We start from the raw sequence: 20615 nt of genomic DNA on the forward strand, positions 1-20615 counted from the left end.
TGCACACTCAGCGCGGTTCTACCCCGAGGGCACAGACGCCGCAGAACGCGACGTCAGTGACGGCTGAGTCCTGGCGCTGATCCGGGGGTAGCCTGGCAGGACGCCAGGCTCGCCGCACCGGGCCATGGAGGGCCCGTTGCGGCGACCCCCGGATCAGTGACAGGGCGAAGGAACCCGACGAAGTCGGGCCGGAAACGGAGCCAGGGGCTTTGGTCACTTTGGCCCCATCAAAGTGACTCGCCGAGGGGCGAAAAGGTGACCTGAGTCGGACCCCAATCTACCTGACATCAAAAAACCGCCGTGTGACGCAGAGCGTCGGCCGCTGTGAAGCGACTGATACGGAGCAGAAATCTTGCGGTATTGGACATGCGATGATCTATAGGGGTTTGCCAATTCTGGAGCATATCGCTATATAAAAAGTTATTTAAATAACCTTTAGAAATAATCATAGACTTTCGTGGACATGTGCAAAGCCGGTAGCAGGACTGATTTTAATATTCTCATTTTTTATAATTAGCTTAGAAGTAAATGTGATTTTTAATTGAATCCCCATGCGCCTAGTCTTGCTGATCAGTCAGCAGTCATCCAGGAGCAATACCATGAGCAACGTCAGCGCTTTGCCAGCCCACTCAGGTACGACGCCGTCGGGTAGCGGCAGCGTGCGCGACAGAGTGTCGCCGGAGGAATGGGAAGTCCGGGTCAAGCTGGCGGCGGCCTATCGACTGGCGGCGCTCAAGCGTTGGACCGATCATATCTATACGCACTTCTCGGCACGCGTGCCGGGCCCCGACGAGCACTTTCTGATCAACGCGTTCGGGCTGTTGTTCGATGAAATCACCGCGTCCAACCTGGTCAAGGTCGACATTGACGGGACGATTGTCGATGACCCCACCGGGCTGGGTATCAACTACGCCGGTTACGTGATTCACAGTGCCATTCATGCCGCGCGCCACGACCTGCAGGCCGTGCTGCACACCCACACCCGTGACGGTATCGCCGTGTCGGCGCAAAAGGACGGCCTGCTGCCCATCTCCCAGCACTCGATTGCCTTCTCCGGCCGGGTTGCTTACCACGGCTATGAAGGCATTGCGCTGGACTTGAGTGAACGCGAACGGCTGGTCGCCGACCTGGGTGACAAGAGCGTGATGATCCTGCGCAACCACGGGTTGCTGACCGGCGGGGTGAGTGTCGAGCATGCGTTTCAGCAGCTTCATGCCCTCGAGTACGCCTGCAATATTCAGATTGCAGCACAGTCGGCGGGTAACGCCGAACTGGTGTTCCCGCCGCGCGAGGTGATTGCCAAGGTGGAGCAACAAGCAAAGGCCATCAAGGACGGCCATGCGCCGGGTGTCGCACGGCACTGGAATGCCCTGATTCGCGAGCTGGAGCGTAACGACACCGACTACAAGACCTGAGCCTGCAACGCAGTGATGCGAGGCGCTTGAGGTTGGTGTAGTGTGCGCAGCCAAAACAAGGGGCGCACACATGCAAGACCTGCTGAACGAAATCCTCGATGAAGTAAGACCCTTGCTTGGTCAGGGCAAGGTGGCCGATTACATCCCGGCACTGGGCGGGGTCCGGCCTGATCAACTGGGCATTGCGGTGTACGGCAACGATGGCCAGGTGTTCAGCGCCGGTGACGCCGAAACAGCGTTTTCGATACAGAGCATTTCCAAGGTGTTCAGCCTGGTACAAGCCATCGGTCACTCGGGCGAGGAGATCTGGCAGCGCCTCGGGCACGAGCCTTCTGGCCAGCCTTTCAACTCGCTGGTGCAGCTGGAATTCGAGCAGGGCAGGCCGCGCAATCCGTTCATCAATGCCGGTGCGCTGGTGATCTGCGACATCAACCAGGCGCGGTTCGCAGCACCGTCGCTGTCGATGCGCGACTTCGTTCGACGCCTGTGCGGCAACCGGGCGATCACCTCCGACTCCAAAGTCGCCGACTCCGAATACCAGCACCGTTCGCGTAATGCGGCGGCGGCCTATCTGATGAAGTCCTTTGACAATTTCCACGGCGATGTGGAAGACGTGCTGCGCAGCTACTTCCATCATTGTGCGCTGAGCATGAACTGCATCGATCTGGCCAAGGCATTCGGGTTTCTGGCTCATCAGGGCTTTTGCGCTCACAGCGGCGAGCAGATCGTCACTGCGCGGCAGGCCACCCAGGTCAACTCGATCATGGCCACCAGCGGCCTGTACGACGAAGCCGGCAACTTCGCCTATCGCGTAGGCCTGCCGGGCAAGAGCGGTGTAGGCGGTGGTATCGTTGCGATCGTGCCCGAGCGTGCTTCAGTCTGTGTATGGTCCCCGGAGTTGAACGCAGCGGGCAATTCCCTTGTCGGTATGGCTGCGCTGGAAAAACTCAGCGCGAGGGTCGACTGGTCGGTCTTTTGAGGTAAAAAGCCTTCTGAAGTGAACCGCGCCTCGAAGCGCGAACCAGACAGGAGTCATGGATTGAATCGAAGGCTATGCAAATCGCTCATGCTGAGCGTCGGGTTGCTGGTATTGGCAGGCTGTGGCACGCAGCGCGTCCAGGAACCCGAACTGACGCCTGAACAGGCGCGCGCGCAGATCGTGCGCCTGATGCCGGCGACTGTCACGGATCGCCAGGCATGGGCCACGGATATTCACGCCGCGTTTGCCGCGCAGAAGATCCCGCTGACCACCGAAAACCTGTGTTCGGTGATGGCCGTTACCGAGCAGGAGTCGACCTTTCAAGTCGACCCTGCGGTGCCGGACATGGGCCGGATTGCCCGCGCCGAAATCAATCGCCGCGCTGCGCGACTGCACATTCCCAATGCGCTGATCGCCACCGCGTTACGTGTTCGCTCGCCGGACGGCAAGACTTACGGCAAACGCCTCGATTCTGCGCGCACCGAGAAAGACCTCAGCGCGATCTTTGATGACTTCATCGGCATGGTGCCGCTGGGTCAGGCGTTGTTCGGCAACTTCAACCCGGTCAAGACCGGCGGCCCGATGCAGGTCAGCATCGCCTTTGCCGAAAAGCACGCTGAGGATTACCCCTACACGGTCGACGGTTCGATCCGTCGTGAAGTCTTTACCCGCCGTGGCGGCATGTACTTCGGTATCGCCCACCTGTTGGGCTACCCGGTCAACTACACCCAGTCGTTGTACCGCTTTGCCGACTTCAATGCCGGTTGGTACGCAAGCCGCAATGCTGCGTTCCAGAATGCCGTGAGCCGGGCTACGGGCATCGAGCTGGCGCTGGATGGCGATCTGATCCGCTTTGACTCCACCTCGCCAGGCTCCACCGAGCTGGCAGTACGCACGCTGGGCGATCGGATGGGCATGAACAAGTCGCAGATATGGAGCCAGCTCAAGCAGGGTGACACGCTGGAGTTCGAGGAGACCGATCTGTACAGCAAGGTCTTCGCCCTGGCGGACAGGGCGGCGGGCAAACCTTTGCCCAGGGCCATCCTGCCCGGCATTACCCTGAAAAGCCCGAAAATCACCCGCAACCTCACCACCGCCTGGTTTGCCGAGCGCGTCGACGACCGACGCGAACGCTGCGTGCAGCGTGCGCCCAAGTGAGGTTGAGTCCTAAAAAGCTGCTCAGAAAGGCGGGCCGACGCGGAGCGTTGCACGACAGTTCCGATTATCGTTCCGCACGCTCCAGCGTGGGAATGCCGTTCTGGACGCTCTGCGTCCGCTCCTGAGAGGGCTGCGCGGCGAGACATCTGGTGGTTTCAGCCCTTTATTCAAGCTCTTCAGGACTTTTTTAAGCGTATGCCGGTTTTCAAGCGTTTCATTTCGTTCATGCACCAGGCCTTGCGCGCCATGCATCTGGTCTGGACCACTTCCCGAGCGCTGTCCATCGGGCTGATCGTCGCCACGCTGATCGCCGGCCTGCTGCCCGCGCTGGCCGCCTGGCTCGGCCAGCGCATTGTCGATGCGGTGGTCGCTGCCATGCAGTTGCACGCCAGTGCAGGCGAGGCACCGTTGTGGCCGGTGTTGCGCTATGTGTTGTTCGAAGCCGGTGTGCTGGCTCTGCTCGCGGCAGCACAGCGCGGGCTTTCCGTGCAGCAGGCGTTGCTGCGGGTGCTGCTGGGGCAGAAGGTCAATACCCTGATTCTGGAGAAGGCCCAGACTCTGTCGCTGTCGCAGTTCGAAGACTCCGAGTTTTACGACAAGCTTGTGCGCGTCCGGCGTGAAGCCTCGACACGGCCGCTGGCACTGGTGACCAAATCGTTGGGGTTGCTGCAAAACCTCATTTCGCTGATCAGCTTTGCCGTATTGCTGGTGCATTTTTCGCCCTGGGCGTTGCTGATTCTGGTGCTCGGCGCGTTGCCGGTGTTCTTTGCCGAAGCGCATTTTTCCGGCGACGCGTTCCGCCTGTTTACCCGGCGCGCTCCGGAAACCCGTCGGCAGAATTACATCGAAACACTGCTCTCCCACGAGGGCTATATCAAGGAGGTCAAGCTGTTCGGCTTCGCGCCGCTGCTGCTCAAGCGCTACCGCGACACCTTCGAGCGTCTGTATGCCGAAGACCGGCGCCTGACGGTGCGCCGTGATGGCTGGGGCTTTTTGCTCGGTCTGCTGGGCACGGCTGCGTTTTACCTGGCCTACGCCTGGGTGGTGGTCGATGCGGTGCATGGGCGGATCACCCTGGGGCAGATGACCATGTACCTGGTGCTGTTCAAACAGGGGCAGGCGGCGGTAAGCAGCAGTCTCAGCGCCATCAGTGGTTTGTACGAGGACGGACTGTATCTGGCCGACCTTTATGTCTACCTCGGTCAGCCGGTGACGCCGTCTGCTGGCAGCCTCACCGTGGGCGCGCAGCCCGGTGATGGCATGCGCTTCGAGAATGTCAGTTTCACCTACCCGGGGACCAGCCGTCCGGCGCTGGAAAACATCGACCTGCACCTGGCGCCGGGGCGCAGCGTGGCCCTGGTGGGCGAGAACGGCTCGGGGAAAACTACGCTGATCAAGCTGCTGACGCGTCTTTACCAACCTGACCAAGGCCGCATTCTGCTGGACGGCAGCGACCTGCAGGAGTGGGACGAAGATGCTTTGCGCTCGCGCATCGGGGTGATTTTTCAGGACTTCATTCGCTATCAGTTTCAGGTCGGCGAGAACCTCGGCGTTGGCGACACTCAGGCCTTCCATGATGAAGGCCGTTGGCGCGAAGCGGCGGCGCAGGGCATGGCCGCGCAGTTCATCGAACAGCTCGACAATGGCTACGCCACACAACTGGGCCGCTGGTTTGCGGGGGGTCAGGAACTGTCCGGCGGGCAGTGGCAGAAAATCGCGTTGTCACGCGCTTACATGCGCCGCGACGCCGATATCCTGATTCTCGACGAGCCGACTGCCGCCCTGGATGCCGGGGCAGAAGCGGCGGTATTCGAGCATTTTCGCGAGTACGCCAAAGGGCGCATGACGCTGCTCATATCGCATCGGTTTTCCAGCGTGCGCAACGCCGAACACATCGTCGTGCTGGAGCATGGGCGGGTGCTGGAACGCGGTGATCATGACAGCCTGATTGCCGCCGCAGGGCGCTACGCCGCGCTGTTCGATCTGCAGGCACAGGGTTATCGCTAGGTAAAACCGCATAAAAAGTGTTGCAGTGAATGACCAGTCGGCGTTTTATGGGAGCCCTGTTTCAAGCTGTATCTTTTTGAATCAAACGGAGACATCGATGCAATTTCGTAAATTGGGCAAAACCGATCTGTCGGTCAGCGCGATCTGTCTGGGCACCATGACCTGGGGCGAGCAGAACACCCAGGATGAAGCATTCGAACAGATTCGTATGGCCAAGGATGCCAAGGTCAACTTCCTCGACACGGCAGAAATGTACCCGGTGCCGCCGCGTGGCGAGACCTACACCAAGACCGAAAGCATCATCGGCGAGTACTTCAAGAAGTACGGCGACCGCAACGACTGGGTACTGGCCAGCAAGGTCGCCGGTCCAGGTCGCATGGATCACATCCGCGATGGCAATCCGCGCCTCGACCGCAAGAACATCACTGCGGCGCTGGAAGCCAGCCTCAAGCGTCTGAACACCGATTACCTGGACCTGTACCAGTTGCACTGGCCGGATCGCAAGACCAACTTCTTCGGCGTACTCGGTTACACCCACGACCCGGATGATCAGGCTGTCGAAATCGAAGAAACCCTGTCGGTACTGGGCGATCTGGTCAAGGCGGGCAAGATTCGCCACTTCGGTCTGTCCAATGAAACGCCATGGGGCACTCAGCGTTTTCTGCACCTGGCCGAAACCCTCGATCTGCCGCGTGCCGTCTCCATCCAGAATCCCTACAACCTGCTTAACCGCACCTTTGAGGTCGGTCTGGCGGAAATCGCCATTCGCGAACAGATCGGCCTGCTGGCTTACTCGCCGCTGGCGTTCGGTGTGCTGGCGGGCAAGTACCTGGACGGCGCACGTCCGGCCGATGGCCGTCTGACCCTGTTCGAGCGTTTCCAGCGCTACAACAACCCGCAGGCCGTCACCGCCACAGCCCAATACGTTGCGCTGGCTCGCGAGCATGGTCTGGATCCTTCGCAGATGGCGCTGGCCTACGTGACCAGCCGTCCGTTCGTGACCAGCAACATCATTGGTGCCACGAAACTGGATCAACTGAAGATCAATCTGCAGAGCATCGACGTCACGCTGTCCGATGAAGTCATCGCCGGTATCGAAGCCATTCACACCTCGCAGCCCAACCCTGCGCCATAACCTGCACTGAACTTAATTTCAGCCTCGCCAGTCAGCACTAGTACGCTTACTCCGAGGCTGAAATTGATGCACATCTCACTCAAGCAACAAGTCGCAATCGTTACCGGCGCCAGTTCCGGTCTGGGCGCAGGTGCTGCACGCGCGCTGGCAGAGGCCGGTGCCGCCGTGGTGATCAACTACAACTCCAAACCTGAACCTGCCGAGAAGCTGGCCGAAGAAATTCGTGCAGCCGGGGGCAAGGCTTTGGCCGTGGGGGCCGACGTCTCGAAAGAAGAAGACGTCGAGCGGCTGTTTGCACAGACCATCGAACATTTCGGCGCGCTGGATATTCTGGTCGCCAATTCCGGCTTGCAAAAGGACGCGTCGATCGTCGACATGTCCCTCGAAGACTGGAATACCGTCATCAACGTCAACCTGACCGGGCAGTTTCTCTGCGCCCGCGCGGCATTGCGCCAGTTCATCAAGCAGGGCTTGCGCCCTGAAGTGTCACGGGCCATGGGCAAGATCATTCACATGAGCTCGGTGCATCAGCTGATTCCATGGGCCGGGCACGTCAATTACGCAGCGTCCAAGGGCGGCGTCGACTTGTTGATGCGCAGCATCGCCCAGGAAGTCGGCGAGCTGAAGATTCGCGTCAACAGTGTTGCACCGGGTGCCATCCGCACACCGATCAATGCCGATGCACGCAAGGGCGACGCCGAGAAGGAAATGCTCAAACTGATTCCTTATGGCCGTATAGGCGAGCCGGAAGACGTCGCCAATGCGGTGCTCTGGCTGGCGTCCGATGCCTCGGATTATGTGCACGGCACCACCCTGTTCATCGATGGGGGCATGACCCTCTATCCGGAGTTCCGTGGCAATGGCTGACTTTCCCGCAGAGGCGCAAAACCGTATCGAGGATCACGGCATCATCGGCGACATGCGCAGTGCTGCGCTGATTGCCAACACCGGCAGTATCGATTTCTGCTGCTGGCCTGACTTCGACAGCCCGTCGATTTTCACTGCGCTGCTGGACACGCCCGACGCCGGGATCTTTCAGCTGGCGCCCGATCTACCTGACGCCAGGCGGCTGCAGATCTATCTGCCGGATACCAACGTCCTGCAAACCCGCTGGATTTCCGAGGACGCGGTGGTGGAAGTCACCGACCTGATGCCGATCGGCGAGGATCAGGATGATCTGCCGCGTATCGTGCGCCGCGTTCAGGTGCGTTTTGGCGAGGCCACGCTGCGCATGCGCTGCCGGGTGCGCATGGATTACAGCCGTGCCGACACCAGCGCGCGAATCGATGGTCAGGACATCTGTTTCGAAGCCGTCGGGCAACCGGGCATGCGTTTGTCGGCAACGACGCCGTTGCGTCTCGAGCAGCACGACGCCGTGGCCGAATTTCATATGCACAAGGGCCAGACCATAGAGTTCATCCTCGGCGGAATCGATGATTCGAATGTCGCTGCTGGCCGGTGCTCGCGCTATTTCGATGACACCTTGAAGTTCTGGCGGCGCTGGTCCGGGCAATCGCAATACACCGGGCGCTGGCGTGAAATGGTCACTCGTTCGGCGCTGGCCCTCAAGCTGCTGACCTCGCGCAAGCATGGCGGCATCGTTGCCGCCGCGACGTTCGGTCTGCCGGAAACCGAGGGCGGCGAGCGCAACTGGGATTACCGCTACACCTGGATACGTGACGCGTCGTTCACCGTGTATGCGTTCATGCGCCTCGGGTACACCGACGAAGCCAATGCGTTCATGAGCTGGGTGCGCGGGCGACTGGATGACTGCTGCGAACAGACCGAGAAGCTCGGCATTCTCTATGCGCTGGATGGCCACGCTGAGCTGCCGGAAGATAATCTCGATCACCTGTCCGGCTACGGCGGGGCTCAGCCGGTACGCATTGGCAACGAAGCCTACAAGCAGGTTCAGCTGGATATCTACGGCGAGTTGATGGACGCCGTGTACCTGGCCAACAAATACGGCGATGCCATTTCCCATGACGGCTGGCAGCATGTGGTTCGCCAGGTCGACTATGTGTGCGAGCACTGGAACGACCGGGACGTGGGCATCTGGGAAATGCGCGGCGGCGACCAGCACTTCCTGCACTCGCGGCTGATGTGCTGGGTGGCCCTGGACCGGGCTCTGCGCCTGGCCTTCAAGCGTTCACTGTCGGGGCCGTTCGAGCGTTGGACCAAGGTGCGCGAGGAGATCCACGACGATATCTGGAAGAACTTCTGGAACGACGATCTGGGGCACTTCGTGCAGCACAAGGGCAGCCGCAACCTGGATGCCTCGATGTTGCTGATGCCATTGGTGCGCTTCGTCGGCGCCAACGATCCCAAGTGGCTGGCGACGCTGGATGCCATCGAGGGCGCGTTGGTGCGTGACGGAATGGTGTTCCGTTACCGCAACGACGACGATCATGATGACGGCCTGGCAGGTGAGGAGGGCGCCTTCGTGGCCTGCTCGTTCTGGTACGTCGAATGTCTGGCCCGCGCCGGTCGGGTCGAACAGGCGCACCTGGAGTTCGAGCAACTGCTGCGTTACGCCAATCCGCTGGGCTTGTACGCCGAGGAATTCGACGCGCATGCTCATCACCTCGGCAATACGCCGCAGGCCCTGAGCCATCTGGCGCTGATCAGTGCGGCCAGCTTTCTGGACCGCAAACTGGGCGGCGGGCAGGCGCTCTGGCAGCCTTGATACGGTGAACAAACGGATCATGAATGAACGTTCAACGCTTCAGCCATGATTCGTTTCACTCGGCGTGTAATGAATACCCCACTGGCTGTTCTTCAAGTCGGTGGTCTTGCGCCACAGTCGCACAATAACTCAACCGCGGCAGATAAACGCCGTTGCTGCGCATGGCTGCCCGAATCGCCACGTCGTCATCACAGGTCGCCAGCGTGCGTCCGGCAAGCAGCCCGATCGCTTGCGCCGAGCGCATCGCGCCCATCGGTGTCCAGTCGGCAATGATCAACGCACCTTTGGGCACTACCGGCTCGTAGGCGCGCACGAAATGCTCAGCGGACCGGTCGCGCAGGTAGGGCACCATGAAGTAGCGAATATCGTCACGATAGGGCAGTTGCTCCTTGTGCGCCGGAAGGGTGATGACCCCGTTGGCGTATAGTGAATACGTCAGCAGGATGACTGCCGGTGCCGACAATGCCGAGAGATTGAGCAATGTGCCGCGTGCCGCTGTGCGGGGCAGGATACGCCGCAACTGAATCATGCCGAGGATCGTCAGTAGCGCTGCACCGGGCAGAAAAAAGGTAAAGCGGTCGGTCACATTGTAGGAAATGGCGAACACCAGATTCAGCAGCGCGGCGCTCCATAACAAGCGCAGCCGGCTTCCCCTGGGAAACAGCAGCAGCCCCGCCAGTTGCGGCCCGATCAGCGACAGCAGCAACAGCGCTACCGCGCTCTTCTCCTCGAGGAGTTTGTCGAAACGCAACAGACTGCCTTCCCACTCCGGCCCTGCAACGGTCGCGCTGGCCCCGGTCATGTAACGATGCGCAATATCCAGCAGGCCCATCCCGGCGTTCAGGTCATTGATTACCGCAACAGCGGCCGCCGCGAAACCAAGCATGAAGCCGGGCAGGGTGATCAATACTCGCGCCTTGTGCTGAAACAGCAGGTGCAGGTAAAGCGGCAGCAGAACCACGAACGTCAGTTGATGAACCGAGGCCGCCAGCCCCGTGAGGACGCCAATCGCGAAGAGTTTTTTCAGCGGCGACAAAACGGGACTGTCATTGAAATACAGCGCATAGGCCAGTAGCACGATCAGCGTGTGCAACAGGTAGACCTCAGCCTTGGTCGACACCCAGAACACGCCATGGGTCAGTGTTGTCGCCGCAGCAGCGAGCAGCGCCTGGCGTGCACCCGCGCCAACGCTCTGCGCCAATCGGTAGACGACCCAAGCCAGCGGCAGGAGAAGCACCGAATTCAGCAGGCTGAGCGAGCGTGCACCGAACAGGTTGAAAAAAACCGTATTGAACAGCTGATAAAACGGATGCTCCAGTGGCCCGAGCGACTGGCTGAAATACTGACCCTCATGGGCGTTGGCCAGGAACATGCCATTGTCCATCCATTGCACGGGGCCACTGGAGGCTAGAAAACTCGCCGTGATGGCGGCACCTAGCAAAAACAGGGGGATACACATCGATGTGCGCGAATCGAGTGGCATTGAACCGCTCCTCCGTGAGGTGAACAAAAATGTCGAGGGTCTGTGTTATGGCCTCAAGGCTGAGGATTCGGTACGGGTGTCGAGCCGGTAAAGCGCGAGAGCATCACGGCGCCGATGGCCACCGCAAACCACAGGGTCGCCAGACGTATCAGCACTGTGGCAGCCACCGCATCCGCCCCCGGCATGCCCTTGAACATCAGCAGCCCGACCATCACCGCTTCGGCGCTGCCCAGCCCGCCCGGCATGAAGCTCAATGCTCCCGCGAGCATCGCCAGTGCGTAGGTGAATACGGCAAAGGTCAGCGGAATCTGTGCGCCCATCCAGCCAAGCATCCAGTAAAACGCCAGTGCCTCGGCGCTCCAGGCCAGCAGACTGAGCAGGCTGGCAGTCAGCAGCACGTTGCCATGCAGGCACTGGCGAGCGGCAAGCAGCACGTTGAACAGCTGCTGCCACAGGCTACTGACGCGCGTGTTTTTTGTGGGCAGTGAAACCTGTAAACGCTCCAGCAAGTGACGGCGAGACAGCACCAGCGAGCCCGTCAGAACCAGTGCCAGACCGAGCAGGATCATCGGCTGCGCCTGCGGATACCACGACAGGCCGAACAGCGTGAGCAGTACGATGGCCAGCAGATCGGAAAGACGCTCGCTGACAAACGCGGCAAAGCTTTGCGGGTAAGGCACGCCCAGCGGCCTGAGCAATACGCCACGCAGCGCTTCACCGGCCTTGCCGGGAGTCGTGGTCAGGGCGAAGCCAGCCAGATAGATCCGCAGGCTTTTTCGCCAGGCCAACGGATGCCCCAGCACTGAAAGGTAGAGTTGCCAGCGGACGAAGCGCAGCGCGTAGTTGATTGCAGACATCAACAACGCCACGCCGATGCCGAGCAGCCCGACCTTGCCCGTCGCTGCGCTGACCGCCTGCCAGCCGCCCCACAGCGAGAAACCCAGATACCCCATGGCCGAGAAGACGATCGACAGAAGCACTGCCCGATAGCGCCATCCGGACAGCAACAGCGAGCCGGTCACAGGTTGAGCCTTTTGAACAACGGCTGCGGGATCGAGCGAATCACCCACATGATCCATGCCCAGAAGCCCGGCGCGTAAAGGCTGGTGGATTGGCGTGCGATGCCATTGACGATGCGTTCGGCAACGTCTTCCGGTTGCGCCACCAGCCAGGCCGGCAGTGGCAGACCCCGGGTCATGGGCGTGTCGACAAAGCCTGGTTTTATGGTCACTACGTGTACGCCCAGCTTGAACATCCGCGCCTGTAACCCGTCGCAGAACGTCGAGACGGCAGCTTTGGCCGAGCCGTACAGATAATTGGAAGGGCGCCCGCGATCCCCCGCGACCGAGGAAATCACCGCCAGTGTGCCGCAACGCTGGACCTCGAACTGCCTGGCCAACACGGTCAGTAAGGCAATTACCGATGCACCATTGGTGATGAATTCCTGCACGGCCAGCCCTGCGTTCTGCTCGCAAGCCTTCTGATCGGGCAAGGTGCCGTGAGCCAGAAGCACGACATCGATCTGCTGCAGTACAGCCAGGCAATCAGCCAGCATCGCCGGGTGCGCCGAGAAGTGAGTGATATCCAGTTGATAGGTGTCTACGTGTCCGGCACCGCGGGCCCTGAGGTCTGCGGCATTAACCGCGAGCTTGTCCGTATTGCGCGCGACCAGGAAAAAATCGCAGCCTTGCGCAGCCCAGCGCCGGGCGCAGGCATGGGCAATGGTTGATGTAGCGCCAATGATCAGAATCTTTTTCATGACATCACTCGTTTCCAGAAGCGGGACATCAAAGAGGGGTCGCGCAGGGCTTCCAGTTGTTCCCACGCCGGATAGGCCTGACGGAAGTCGCTGCCGCTCATGTGTGCATCCTTGGCCGGGTACAGTCGTCCACCCGCGTCACGGACAATGGCGTCCAGACGCGGGAACAGTGACTCGGCCAGATCGCGCGTTTGCGCAAAGTCCAGTGCCAGCGAGGTGCCCTGCATCGGAAAAGACAGCAGCCCGGGCGAGGCGATGTCACCGCAACGCTTGAGCACCGCGAGGAATGACCCCTGTCCCGAGGCTGCGATGGCATCGAGCAGCAGTTTCATGGCCTGGGGTGCACAATGCTCGGGAATCACGCACTGGTATTGCTGAAAGCCCTTGCGACCATAAAGACGGTTCCAGTGCAGCACTCGATCCAGCGGGTAGAAAAACGCCTCGCAGGGGCTGCGGCGGGGCGTCGGCAGGTCTGAGTGCGCGTGCCAGTACAGCGAATTGAACGCACGCAAGGACAGGGTGTTGATCAGCGACACTGGAGGCGTGAACGGCACGCTCAGGCGATTGCGCGCCTCAACCGACAGTGACCCGTAACGGGCGTGGTCGCCGACAATGTAGACCCCGCGGCCGCTATGCGCACCACGGGCCAGGCAGTCGATCCAGGCCACGCTGTATTCATGCTGCGCATCCAGCTCGTGCGACAGCGTAAAGAACTCCTCCAGATTGGCGAAGCGCACTGCCGTACTGTCGATCTGGCTGCTGCGGATCGGCATCAGTTGCAGCTCGACCCAACTGATAACACCGGTCAGACCGAGGCCGCCAATGCTGGCGGCGAAAAACCGGGAATTGTCCACGGCCGAGCAGACCATGGGCGGCTGGTCATGACGGATCAGCTCGAAGCGCATCACATTACAGCCAAAGGTGCCGCGCCGATGATGGTTCTTGCCGTGCACATCATTGGCCAGCGCGCCGCCTATGGTCACGTACTGTGTGCCAGGCGTGACCGGTAGAAACCAGCCGTGCGGGATCGCTGCCGCGAGCAGTTGCGACAGTGTCATGCCCGCTTCCAGTTGCACCACACCGCGCTGCCAGTCGGCAGCAATGAAACGATCCAGTCCGCGCATGTCCAGTACGTGATCGCTGCTGGCCAGACAGCTGTCGCCGTAGCTGCGGCCGTTGCCGAAGGGCAGGCTGGTGTGATGGCGTGCAACGGTTTGCGAGATGTGCGCAGGCAAGCGTTTTATCGAATCACATTCGTGACCCTGCTGGGCAACCTGCGGATAGCGGCCCCAGGAGTAAAGAGGCCCGCTCATGCTGCGACCCAGAACACCAGCAGGAACAGCAAGCCGATCCCCTGGCTGATCCGGTCGCGAATCGCGAAAACCACCGGGTCCTCGTTCATTTCACCGCGATGGGTGAGCATCCAGATCCGGGTGATCCAGAACAACAGCAATGGGCAGGCCAGCCAGATAACGTGCGGGTGCTGATACAAGGCCACCGTCGCACCTTCATGGATGTAAAGCGCCAGCACCATCACTGCCAGATTGCCTGACGAAGCCCCCAATGAGGCGATCATGTCCAGATCGCCCGGGTAGTAACCACGGCCAGCCGTCTTGCCTGTTACCGCGCGCAGTCGTGCCTCGCGCAGTTCGGCATAGCGCTTGACCAGCGCCAGGCTGAGAAACAGAAACATCGAAAACGCCAGAATCCAGAACGTCAGTGGCAATTGAAACGCCGCCGCACCGGCCAGGATGCGCGTGGTATAGAGCATCGCCAGAACGATGACGTCGACGGCCATGTGGCGCTTGAGGTAAAGCGAATAAACCAGCGTCAGCAGGTAATAGGCTGCCAGCACCGCCGAAAACTGCCACGGCAATCCGGTTGCCGCAGCGGAGAAGGCTGCGGCGAGCAACAGCGGTATGACCAGCAGGCCGGATTGTATCGACAGCGCACCGCTGGCGAACGGGCGCTCGCGCTTGCTTCTATGGTGGCGGTCGTCTGCCAGGTCAAGGAGGTCGTTGAGCAGGTATACACTGGATGCGCACAGCCCGAAACACAGAAAGGCCAGCAAACCGTCGAGCAGCAACTGCGTGCTCTGGACCTGATGGGCAGCCAGCAGGGGCACAAAAATCAGCGCGTTCTTCAGCCATTGGTGCAGGCGCAGCGCCTTGCGCCAGGCGCTGGTCCCGGACGTTGCCGATTGGATAACCTGCTCGACATTGCCTTGTGCCCGCGCCTTGCGCTCCACACCGGCAAGCGGGCTGGCGACGATGGCCTTGCGTGAGACACCCCAGATGCACAGATCGTCCCGGGAGTTGCCGATGTAATCGAAGCCCTGCTCACCATAATGGCTAACCAGCAAATCGCGTTTGCGATGCGCGGAAAGGTTGGTTCTACCGTCCGAGGCCCACACCTGATCGAACAGTTGCAGGTGTGCCGCGATCCGGTTGGCGAGGGTTTCGTGGGAGGCGGTAGCCAGAATCACGCTTCTACCGGTTTGCCGCTCGGTCTGAATGTAATCAATGACGTCAGCGTTGAACGGCAGTAACGCCACGTCAATCTCGGTACCCAGCGCCAGGCCTTGCTTGAGAGACGCTTTGCCCTGCAGCAGCCAGGCGAAAAGACTGAACAGCTTTAACGGATGACCACGGATAAACGCCACTGCGGTTTCAAACAGCATGTCAGTTCGCAGCAATGTTCCGTCGAGGTCGACAACCAGCGGTGTATGAACCTCAAGAATTCTTCCTTGAATACCGGGCATGAATAGTTGCTCCTGTGAACGTGAGCGCACTATGGAACGAAAACGGACATTCGCCACTTCAATAAAGTTAAACGCTATCGATAATTCAGCCGTGCCGATGGCGTCAGAAAAATCAGCTGTTTGACACTATTCGCCACACGACGGCTATTGATCCGTTAGTCGATCAAAGACCGGAATCTGGCGGTGGCAACGGTGATGGCTGGCGAGTGCCGCGCCACCCATCGCGATGGCCGGGGCAGTGCGCTTTCGGCGATTCTTTGCCGATCGGTATCAGCGACTCCGAGTGACCCGTTGCAGATCCCGGCCCCGCGCGGACTGCGCTTGAGATGTTCATTGGTCGCAGACATCAAAAAAATAATGAATTTCTTCGCCACGAATAGAGTCACCTATACTTCAAGCCACTGCTGAAAAAGGATCAGACTTTCAATGGCACTTCCAAAGCATTACCGCATTGATTATCTGCTAAATGGTTCGTTCAAGAGTTTTTATATACGAACCGAGAATATGGATAACGCTGAAGCATGGCACTGTGCAAGTGTCGATGCAGGCCTCGCACGCATACCTAAATATAGATTGGAGAAGGTTGCTCGCGTATCCAAACCTTATGCCGAGCACTTCGGTGTCACCAATGTTGAGTGGGCTCAGGCCTGAGCCCACTCAACCCTGCACTCGTCAGCGGTGAGCGATCTGCTCCAGCGCAAGATTGCGTGTGCGCGGCCCGAACCGGCCGATGGTGACGATCACGATCAACATGCTGCCGACAATGAAGGCCAGTACGCCCGGCGTGCCGAAGTGGTCGAGAAATATCCCGATCAGGAGGCTGCTGAACACCGTTGACAGTCGGCTGAACGAGTAACAGAAGCCCACTGCGCGAGCGCGGATGTTGGTCGGGAACAGCTCACCCTGATACGAGTGGTAGCTGAAGCTCAGCCATGCGTTGCAGAACGTGATCATGATCCCGCAGAAAATCAGTCCTGCCGCGCTGCTTTGAAAGGCGAACAGGCTGCCAAAAATCATGGCGCCCAATGCGGAGCCGACGATTTGCCATTTGTTCTCGAAGCGGTTGGCAAACTTCACGAACAGCAACGGCCCCAGCGGATAAGCCAGCGTGATCACGAACGCATACCCCAGGCTGTGGGTGACACTCAGGCCCTGACCCGAGAGCAGGGCAGGCAACCAGTTGCCGAAGCCAAAGAAGCCGATCGCCTGGAATACATGAAACACGATCAGCATCAACGCGCGGCGACGATAGGGCGGTTGCCACATGTCGGCAAATCGACCGTTGCCTGACAGCGCCACGTTGTCCGGTTGAGGCTCATCCAGTGGTTTGCCGTGGTCCTTGATGCAGCGCGCCTCGATTCCGTCCAGGACTCGCTCGGCTTCATCGAAGCGTCCCTGCTGCGCCAGCCAGCGCGGCGATTCCGGCAGCGCCGAGCGCAGCCACCAGACGAACAGGGCAAAGACTGCACTGCTGATCACGACCCAGCGCCAGCCGGAAAAACCGAAAGGGTCCTGGGGCACCAGCCACCACGACATCAGTGCAACGCTGGGGACTGACAGAAACTGAATGAAGAAGGCAAAGGCGAACGCCGAACTGCGTATGCGCTTGGGCACCAGTTCCGACAGGTAGGTGTCGATGGTGACCAACTCGACCCCTAGGCCGATACCCACGACGAAGCGCATGCCTATCACGCCCAGCGCAGAGGTCTGCAGGCCCATGATCACGGTGGCAACGGTGTACCAGATCAGCGCGAAGGTGAAGATCGCGCGGCGTCCGTAGCGATCGGCAATCGGGCTGACGAGGCTGGCACCGAAGAACAGGCCCAGAAAAGTCGCCGAGGCAAAGGCCGCCTGATCGGAGAAGCCGAACAGACCCTGACTGCCCGTGGCGAAGATTCCGTCACGGATCAGGCCGGGACTGATGTAGGCGGTCTGGAACAGGTCGTAAAGCTCGAAAAAACCGGCGATGGACAGCAGAGCGACCAGCCGCCAGATGGTCGCGACCGCAGGCAGTCGATCAATACGCGCCGAGATATACGCTGCCCGCAACGGCTCGTTCGCGGCTGCCTCGGCATGAGGTAGTGAGGTCATGGATGGCCATCCTGAGTTCTTGTTAAGGCCTGAATACTACTCCTTACAATTTGTAATCATTGGCCTTTTAATGCGGTTATTAAGGTTTAAAAGATGAAAAATTGTTTATCGGATCAATTTTTCGAATTTTTATATCGGATCCATTAAAGCGCTGGAATTACGTGGACATGAGAGCGGCGCAGTGATGACCTTGTCAGGCAAAGAGGCAGGCGAAAAACAGCAGGCATGAAGCCATCAACGATGTATCAACATGTGTCGCAAAACCTTAGGATTAGGCCTTTACTTTCTGCATGCCGGGTTCCCGTGACGTACAAACTGCCCACTACTGCCACTGCTCCTTTCTGCCCCTCGGCGACTACGGACAGTGTGGCCATTCCGCCGAACGCGTCCTTGCTGCGCAAAATGATGCTGTTCGTCGGGCCTGGCCTGCTGGTTTCCATCGGCTACATGGACCCTGGCAACTGGGCGACGGCCATCGAGGCCGGGTCGCGCTTCGGCTATTCACTGCTGTTCGTGGTGGTGCTGGCCAGCCTCTCGGGCATGGTCTTGCAGAACCTTTGTTCGCGGCTGGGTATCGCCACCGGCCGTGACCTGGCGCAGTTGTCCGCCGCCCGCTACAGCCGCAAGGTCGCCAAGGGCCAGTGGCTGCTGGCAGAGCTGTCGATCATTGCCACCGATCTGGCGGAAGTGCTGGGGGCTGCGTTGGCGTTTCATCTGTTGCTCGGCGTTTCCATCACCACCGGTGTGGCGCTGACCGCTTTCGATACGCTGATTGTGCTGGCTTTGCAGGGCGCCAATTTTCGTCGTCTGGAAGCCATCGTGCTGGGGCTGATTGCAACCATCGCCAGTTGCTTCGCCGTCGAGTTGTTTCTGATCAAGCCGTTCTGGCCGGACGTCGTCGCGGGCCTCAAGCCGAGTTGGGATGTGTTGAGTAGCCAGGAGCCGCTGTATATCGCCATCGGCATTCTGGGCGCCACGGTCATGCCGCATAACCTTTATCTGCACTCATCCGTGGTGCAGACGCGGGTCAACGGTGCCGACCAGGCCAGCAAGGCCAGCGCCATCCGCTATGCGCGGCTCGATACCATCGGTTCGCTAAGCCTGGCGCTGTTGATCAATGCGGCGATTCTGATCCTCGCTGCTGCGGCTTTTCACAAGACCGGGTATACCGAGGTGGTCGAGATTCAGGACGCCTACCACCTGCTTGATCCGCTGGTGGGTGGTGCGATCGCCAGCGTGCTGTTCGGTATTGCCTTGCTGGCGGCGGGGCAGAGCTCGACCTTCACCGGCACCATCGCTGGCCAAGTGGTGCTCGAAGGTTTTCTGCAGGCGAAGATTCCGTGTTGGCAGCGGCGCTTGATCACTCGGGCGTTGGCACTGATTCCGGCGCTGATCGGCGTGGTCTGGCTGGGTGACAGCTCGGTGGGGCAGATGTTGGTGCTCAGTCAGGTCGTGCTGAGCCTGCAACTGCCTTTCGCGCTCTGGCCGTTGATTCGTTTTACCAGCGACCCACAACTGATGGGGCCGTTCGTCAATAGCCGGCTGGTGAAAACGGCTGCCTGGGGGCTGTTCGGACTGATCTCGGCGGCCAATCTGACGTTGCTGTGGTTCTGGATCAGCTGAACTTGATCGGCGACAGCGACTCTCACACCTGACACCAATGTCAGCCGTCAGGTAGCCGGACATGAGCACACTGAACGATAAGGGCAGCGTCTTCGAAACCGATTTGCCCGCGCGACTGGACCGCCTGCCCTGGGGGCGATTCCATACCTTGCTGGTCGTGGCGCTGGGGATCACCTGGCTGCTGGACGGCCTGGAAGTGACCCTCGCAGGCTCGGTCGCCGGGGCCTTGAAAGCCAGTCCGGCGCTCAATCTCACCAATAGCGACATTGGCCTGGCGGGCGCCGCGTACATTGCCGGTGCCGTGTTGGGCGCATTGTTCTTTGGCTGGCTGGCGGACCGTCTAGGGCGTCGCAAGCTGTTCTTCATCACCTTGCTGCTGTATGTCGGTGCAACGGCCGCCACGGCGTTCTCTTTCAGTGTCTGGAGCTTCATGCTGTTCCGTTTTCTGACCGGCATGGGCATCGGCGGCGAGTACACGGCCATCAATTCGACCATTCAGGAATTCACCCCGGCCCGCTACCGGGGGTGGGTTGACCTGACCATCAATGGCACATTCTGGCTGGGCGCTGCGCTTGGTGCGATTGGCTCGATTGTCTTGCTCGATCCGCTGTGGATCGGCGCCGAACTGGGCTGGCGCCTGTGTTTCGGAATCGGTGCGGTATTGGGCCTGCTGGTTCTGCTGATGCGACTGTGGCTGCCAGAGAGCCCGCGCTGGCTGTTGATACACGGCCAGGCTGAACAGGCGAAGCAGATCGTCGAGCAGATAGAAGCAGACTTGCAGCGCCAGGGTCACGTCTTGCCCGCCGTGTCGGGACCCCCACTGCGGCTGCATGCCCGTGACCACACGCCGCTGGGCGAGGTCGCCAGAACGTTGCTGGTGACGTTCCGTCAGCGTTCTCTGGTAGGCCTGACGCTGCTCACGGCCCAGGCGTTTTTCTACAATGCGATTTTTTTCACCTACGCACTGGTGCTGACCGACTTCTATGGCGTGCCGGCCGAGCGCGTCGGTTGGTACGTGCTGCCACTGGCGTTGGGCAACTTTTGCGGTCCGCTGCTGCTGGGCAGACTGTTTGACGTGGTCGGCCGACGGGTAATGATCAGCCTCACTTATGGCGTGTCGGGCGTACTGCTGGCAATCAGCGGCTACCTGTTTCAGCAAGGCTTGCTGGACGTTACCCAGCAGGCCATCGCCTGGATGGTGATTTTCTTCTTTGCATCGGCAGCGGCCAGCTCGGCCTACCTGACCGTCGCCGAAACCTTTCCACTGGAAATCCGTGCCTTGGCGATTGCGGTGTTCTACGCATTCGGTACCGGGCTGGGCGGGATGATTGGTCCGACGCTGTTCGGCGAGCTGATCGAAACCGGCGAGCGCAGCAATGTGCTGATCGGCTATCTGATCGGAGCGGGGCTGATGCTGCTGGCGGCGATTGTGCAGTCTATATGGGGCACGGCTGCCGAACGCAAATCTCTGGAAGATGTGGCCAGACCGTTGTCGCAGGCCGGAGACCGATAGGGGGC

General features: G+C 60.1%; 16 protein-coding genes. 10 read left to right on the top strand and 6 right to left on the bottom strand.

Features of this window, described 5'->3' with window-relative positions; translation table 11 throughout:
- Window positions 1–599: 599 nt before the first annotated feature.
- The 7 genes from GE543_RS15940 (at window position 600) to GE543_RS15975 (ending at window position 9380) form a co-directional block, all read left to right on the top strand.
- Window positions 600–1415, top strand: coding sequence for a class II aldolase/adducin family protein (locus tag GE543_RS15940; RefSeq protein WP_003348489.1), 816 nt, complete (start codon window positions 600–602; stop codon window positions 1413–1415).
- Window positions 1416–1485: 70 nt separating this feature from the next.
- Window positions 1486–2394 (top strand): glutaminase B, encoded by a 909-nt coding sequence (gene glsB / locus GE543_RS15945; protein ID WP_004412672.1) that lies wholly within the window; start codon window positions 1486–1488, stop codon window positions 2392–2394.
- Window positions 2395–2481: 87 nt separating this feature from the next.
- Window positions 2482–3552, top strand: coding sequence for a DUF1615 domain-containing protein (locus tag GE543_RS15950; RefSeq protein ID WP_153221844.1), 1071 nt, complete (start codon window positions 2482–2484; stop codon window positions 3550–3552).
- A gap of 195 nt (window positions 3553–3747) precedes the next feature.
- On the top strand, window positions 3748–5559 hold the full coding sequence (locus GE543_RS15960) for an ABC transporter ATP-binding protein (protein ID WP_003409888.1): 1812 nt from the start codon (window positions 3748–3750) through the stop codon (window positions 5557–5559).
- Between the two features lie 97 nt (window positions 5560–5656).
- Window positions 5657–6694 (top strand): NADP(H)-dependent aldo-keto reductase, encoded by a 1038-nt coding sequence (locus GE543_RS15965; RefSeq protein WP_004418008.1) that lies wholly within the window; start codon window positions 5657–5659, stop codon window positions 6692–6694.
- Window positions 6695–6760: 66 nt separating this feature from the next.
- Window positions 6761–7561 carry an SDR family oxidoreductase gene (locus GE543_RS15970; protein ID WP_153221845.1) on the top strand — a complete coding sequence of 267 codons (801 nt, stop codon included), beginning with the start codon at window positions 6761–6763 and terminating at the stop codon, window positions 7559–7561.
- Window positions 7554–9380 carry a glycoside hydrolase family 15 protein gene (locus GE543_RS15975; RefSeq protein ID WP_153221846.1) on the top strand — a complete coding sequence of 609 codons (1827 nt, stop codon included), beginning with the start codon at window positions 7554–7556 and terminating at the stop codon, window positions 9378–9380. Before GE543_RS15970 ends, GE543_RS15975 begins: the two co-directional genes overlap by 8 nt.
- A 55-nt stretch (window positions 9381–9435) precedes the next feature.
- Here GE543_RS15975 and GE543_RS15980 read toward each other — a convergent pair whose 3' ends face one another.
- From GE543_RS15980 to GE543_RS16000, 5 genes are read right to left on the bottom strand one after another with little or no spacing between them, the layout of a single operon-like run.
- Window positions 9436–10863: a glycosyltransferase family 39 protein gene (locus tag GE543_RS15980; RefSeq protein ID WP_153221847.1), complete on the bottom strand. Its 1428-nt coding sequence runs from the start codon at window positions 10861–10863 to the stop codon at window positions 9436–9438.
- Between the two features lie 53 nt (window positions 10864–10916).
- Window positions 10917–11885 (bottom strand): YbhN family protein, encoded by a 969-nt coding sequence (locus GE543_RS15985; protein WP_371927179.1) that lies wholly within the window; start codon window positions 11883–11885, stop codon window positions 10917–10919.
- Window positions 11882–12622, bottom strand: a complete 741-nt coding sequence (locus GE543_RS15990) for an SDR family oxidoreductase (RefSeq protein ID WP_003409905.1) — start codon at window positions 12620–12622, stop codon at window positions 11882–11884. Before GE543_RS15990 ends, GE543_RS15985 begins: the two co-directional genes overlap by 4 nt.
- On the bottom strand, window positions 12619–13935 hold the full coding sequence (locus tag GE543_RS15995) for an FAD-binding oxidoreductase (protein WP_153221849.1): 1317 nt from the start codon (window positions 13933–13935) through the stop codon (window positions 12619–12621). The genes GE543_RS15990 and GE543_RS15995 overlap by 4 nt, the downstream gene beginning before the upstream one ends.
- Window positions 13932–15383 carry a UbiA family prenyltransferase gene (locus GE543_RS16000; protein ID WP_153221850.1) on the bottom strand — a complete coding sequence of 484 codons (1452 nt, stop codon included), beginning with the start codon at window positions 15381–15383 and terminating at the stop codon, window positions 13932–13934. The genes GE543_RS15995 and GE543_RS16000 overlap by 4 nt, the downstream gene beginning before the upstream one ends.
- Window positions 15384–15809: 426 nt before the next feature.
- Between GE543_RS16000 and GE543_RS16005 the strand changes: the two genes are divergently transcribed.
- On the top strand, window positions 15810–16034 hold the full coding sequence (locus GE543_RS16005; protein ID WP_003407519.1) for a DUF6555 family protein: 225 nt from the start codon (window positions 15810–15812) through the stop codon (window positions 16032–16034).
- Window positions 16035–16055: 21 nt separating this feature from the next.
- Here GE543_RS16005 and GE543_RS16010 read toward each other — a convergent pair whose 3' ends face one another.
- The gene (locus GE543_RS16010; RefSeq protein WP_153221851.1) at window positions 16056–17474 is read right to left on the bottom strand and encodes an MFS transporter; all 1419 of its coding nucleotides are present in this window, start codon (window positions 17472–17474) and stop codon (window positions 16056–16058) included.
- Between the two features lie 303 nt (window positions 17475–17777).
- Between GE543_RS16010 and GE543_RS16015 the strand changes: the two genes are divergently transcribed.
- Entirely contained in the window at window positions 17778–19097 is a 1320-nt protein-coding gene (locus tag GE543_RS16015) for an Nramp family divalent metal transporter (RefSeq protein ID WP_371927180.1), read from the top strand.
- Window positions 19098–19158: 61 nt separating this feature from the next.
- Window positions 19159–20610: an MFS transporter gene (locus GE543_RS16020; protein ID WP_153221852.1), complete on the top strand. Its 1452-nt coding sequence runs from the start codon at window positions 19159–19161 to the stop codon at window positions 20608–20610.
- Window positions 20611–20615: the final 5 nt, after the last annotated feature.

The sequence above is a fragment of the Pseudomonas sp. SZ57 genome, from assembly GCF_009495975.1.
Taxonomy (GTDB): Bacteria; Pseudomonadota; Gammaproteobacteria; order Pseudomonadales; family Pseudomonadaceae; genus Aquipseudomonas; species Aquipseudomonas syringae.

Bases quoted from the DNA above. Each gene is read 5' to 3' on its own strand.
- GE543_RS15940 (WP_003348489.1), top strand. From the start codon at position 600: ATGAGCAACGTCAGCGCTTTGCCAGCCCACTCAGGTACGACGCCGTCG.
- glsB (WP_004412672.1), top strand. From the start codon at position 1,486: ATGCAAGACCTGCTGAACGAAATCCTCGATGAAGTAAGACCCTTGCTT.
- GE543_RS15950 (WP_153221844.1), top strand. From the start codon at position 2,482: ATGCTGAGCGTCGGGTTGCTGGTATTGGCAGGCTGTGGCACGCAGCGC.
- GE543_RS15960 (WP_003409888.1), top strand. From the start codon at position 3,748: ATGCCGGTTTTCAAGCGTTTCATTTCGTTCATGCACCAGGCCTTGCGC.
- GE543_RS15965 (WP_004418008.1), top strand. From the start codon at position 5,657: ATGCAATTTCGTAAATTGGGCAAAACCGATCTGTCGGTCAGCGCGATC.
- GE543_RS15970 (WP_153221845.1), top strand. From the start codon at position 6,761: ATGCACATCTCACTCAAGCAACAAGTCGCAATCGTTACCGGCGCCAGT.
- GE543_RS15975 (WP_153221846.1), top strand. From the start codon at position 7,554: ATGGCTGACTTTCCCGCAGAGGCGCAAAACCGTATCGAGGATCACGGC.
- GE543_RS15980 (WP_153221847.1), bottom strand. From the start codon at position 10,863: ATGCCACTCGATTCGCGCACATCGATGTGTATCCCCCTGTTTTTGCTA.
- GE543_RS15990 (WP_003409905.1), bottom strand. From the start codon at position 12,622: ATGAAAAAGATTCTGATCATTGGCGCTACATCAACCATTGCCCATGCC.
- GE543_RS15995 (WP_153221849.1), bottom strand. From the start codon at position 13,935: ATGAGCGGGCCTCTTTACTCCTGGGGCCGCTATCCGCAGGTTGCCCAG.
- GE543_RS16000 (WP_153221850.1), bottom strand. From the start codon at position 15,383: ATGCCCGGTATTCAAGGAAGAATTCTTGAGGTTCATACACCGCTGGTT.
- GE543_RS16005 (WP_003407519.1), top strand. From the start codon at position 15,810: ATGGCACTTCCAAAGCATTACCGCATTGATTATCTGCTAAATGGTTCG.
- GE543_RS16010 (WP_153221851.1), bottom strand. From the start codon at position 17,474: ATGACCTCACTACCTCATGCCGAGGCAGCCGCGAACGAGCCGTTGCGG.
- GE543_RS16020 (WP_153221852.1), top strand. From the start codon at position 19,159: ATGAGCACACTGAACGATAAGGGCAGCGTCTTCGAAACCGATTTGCCC.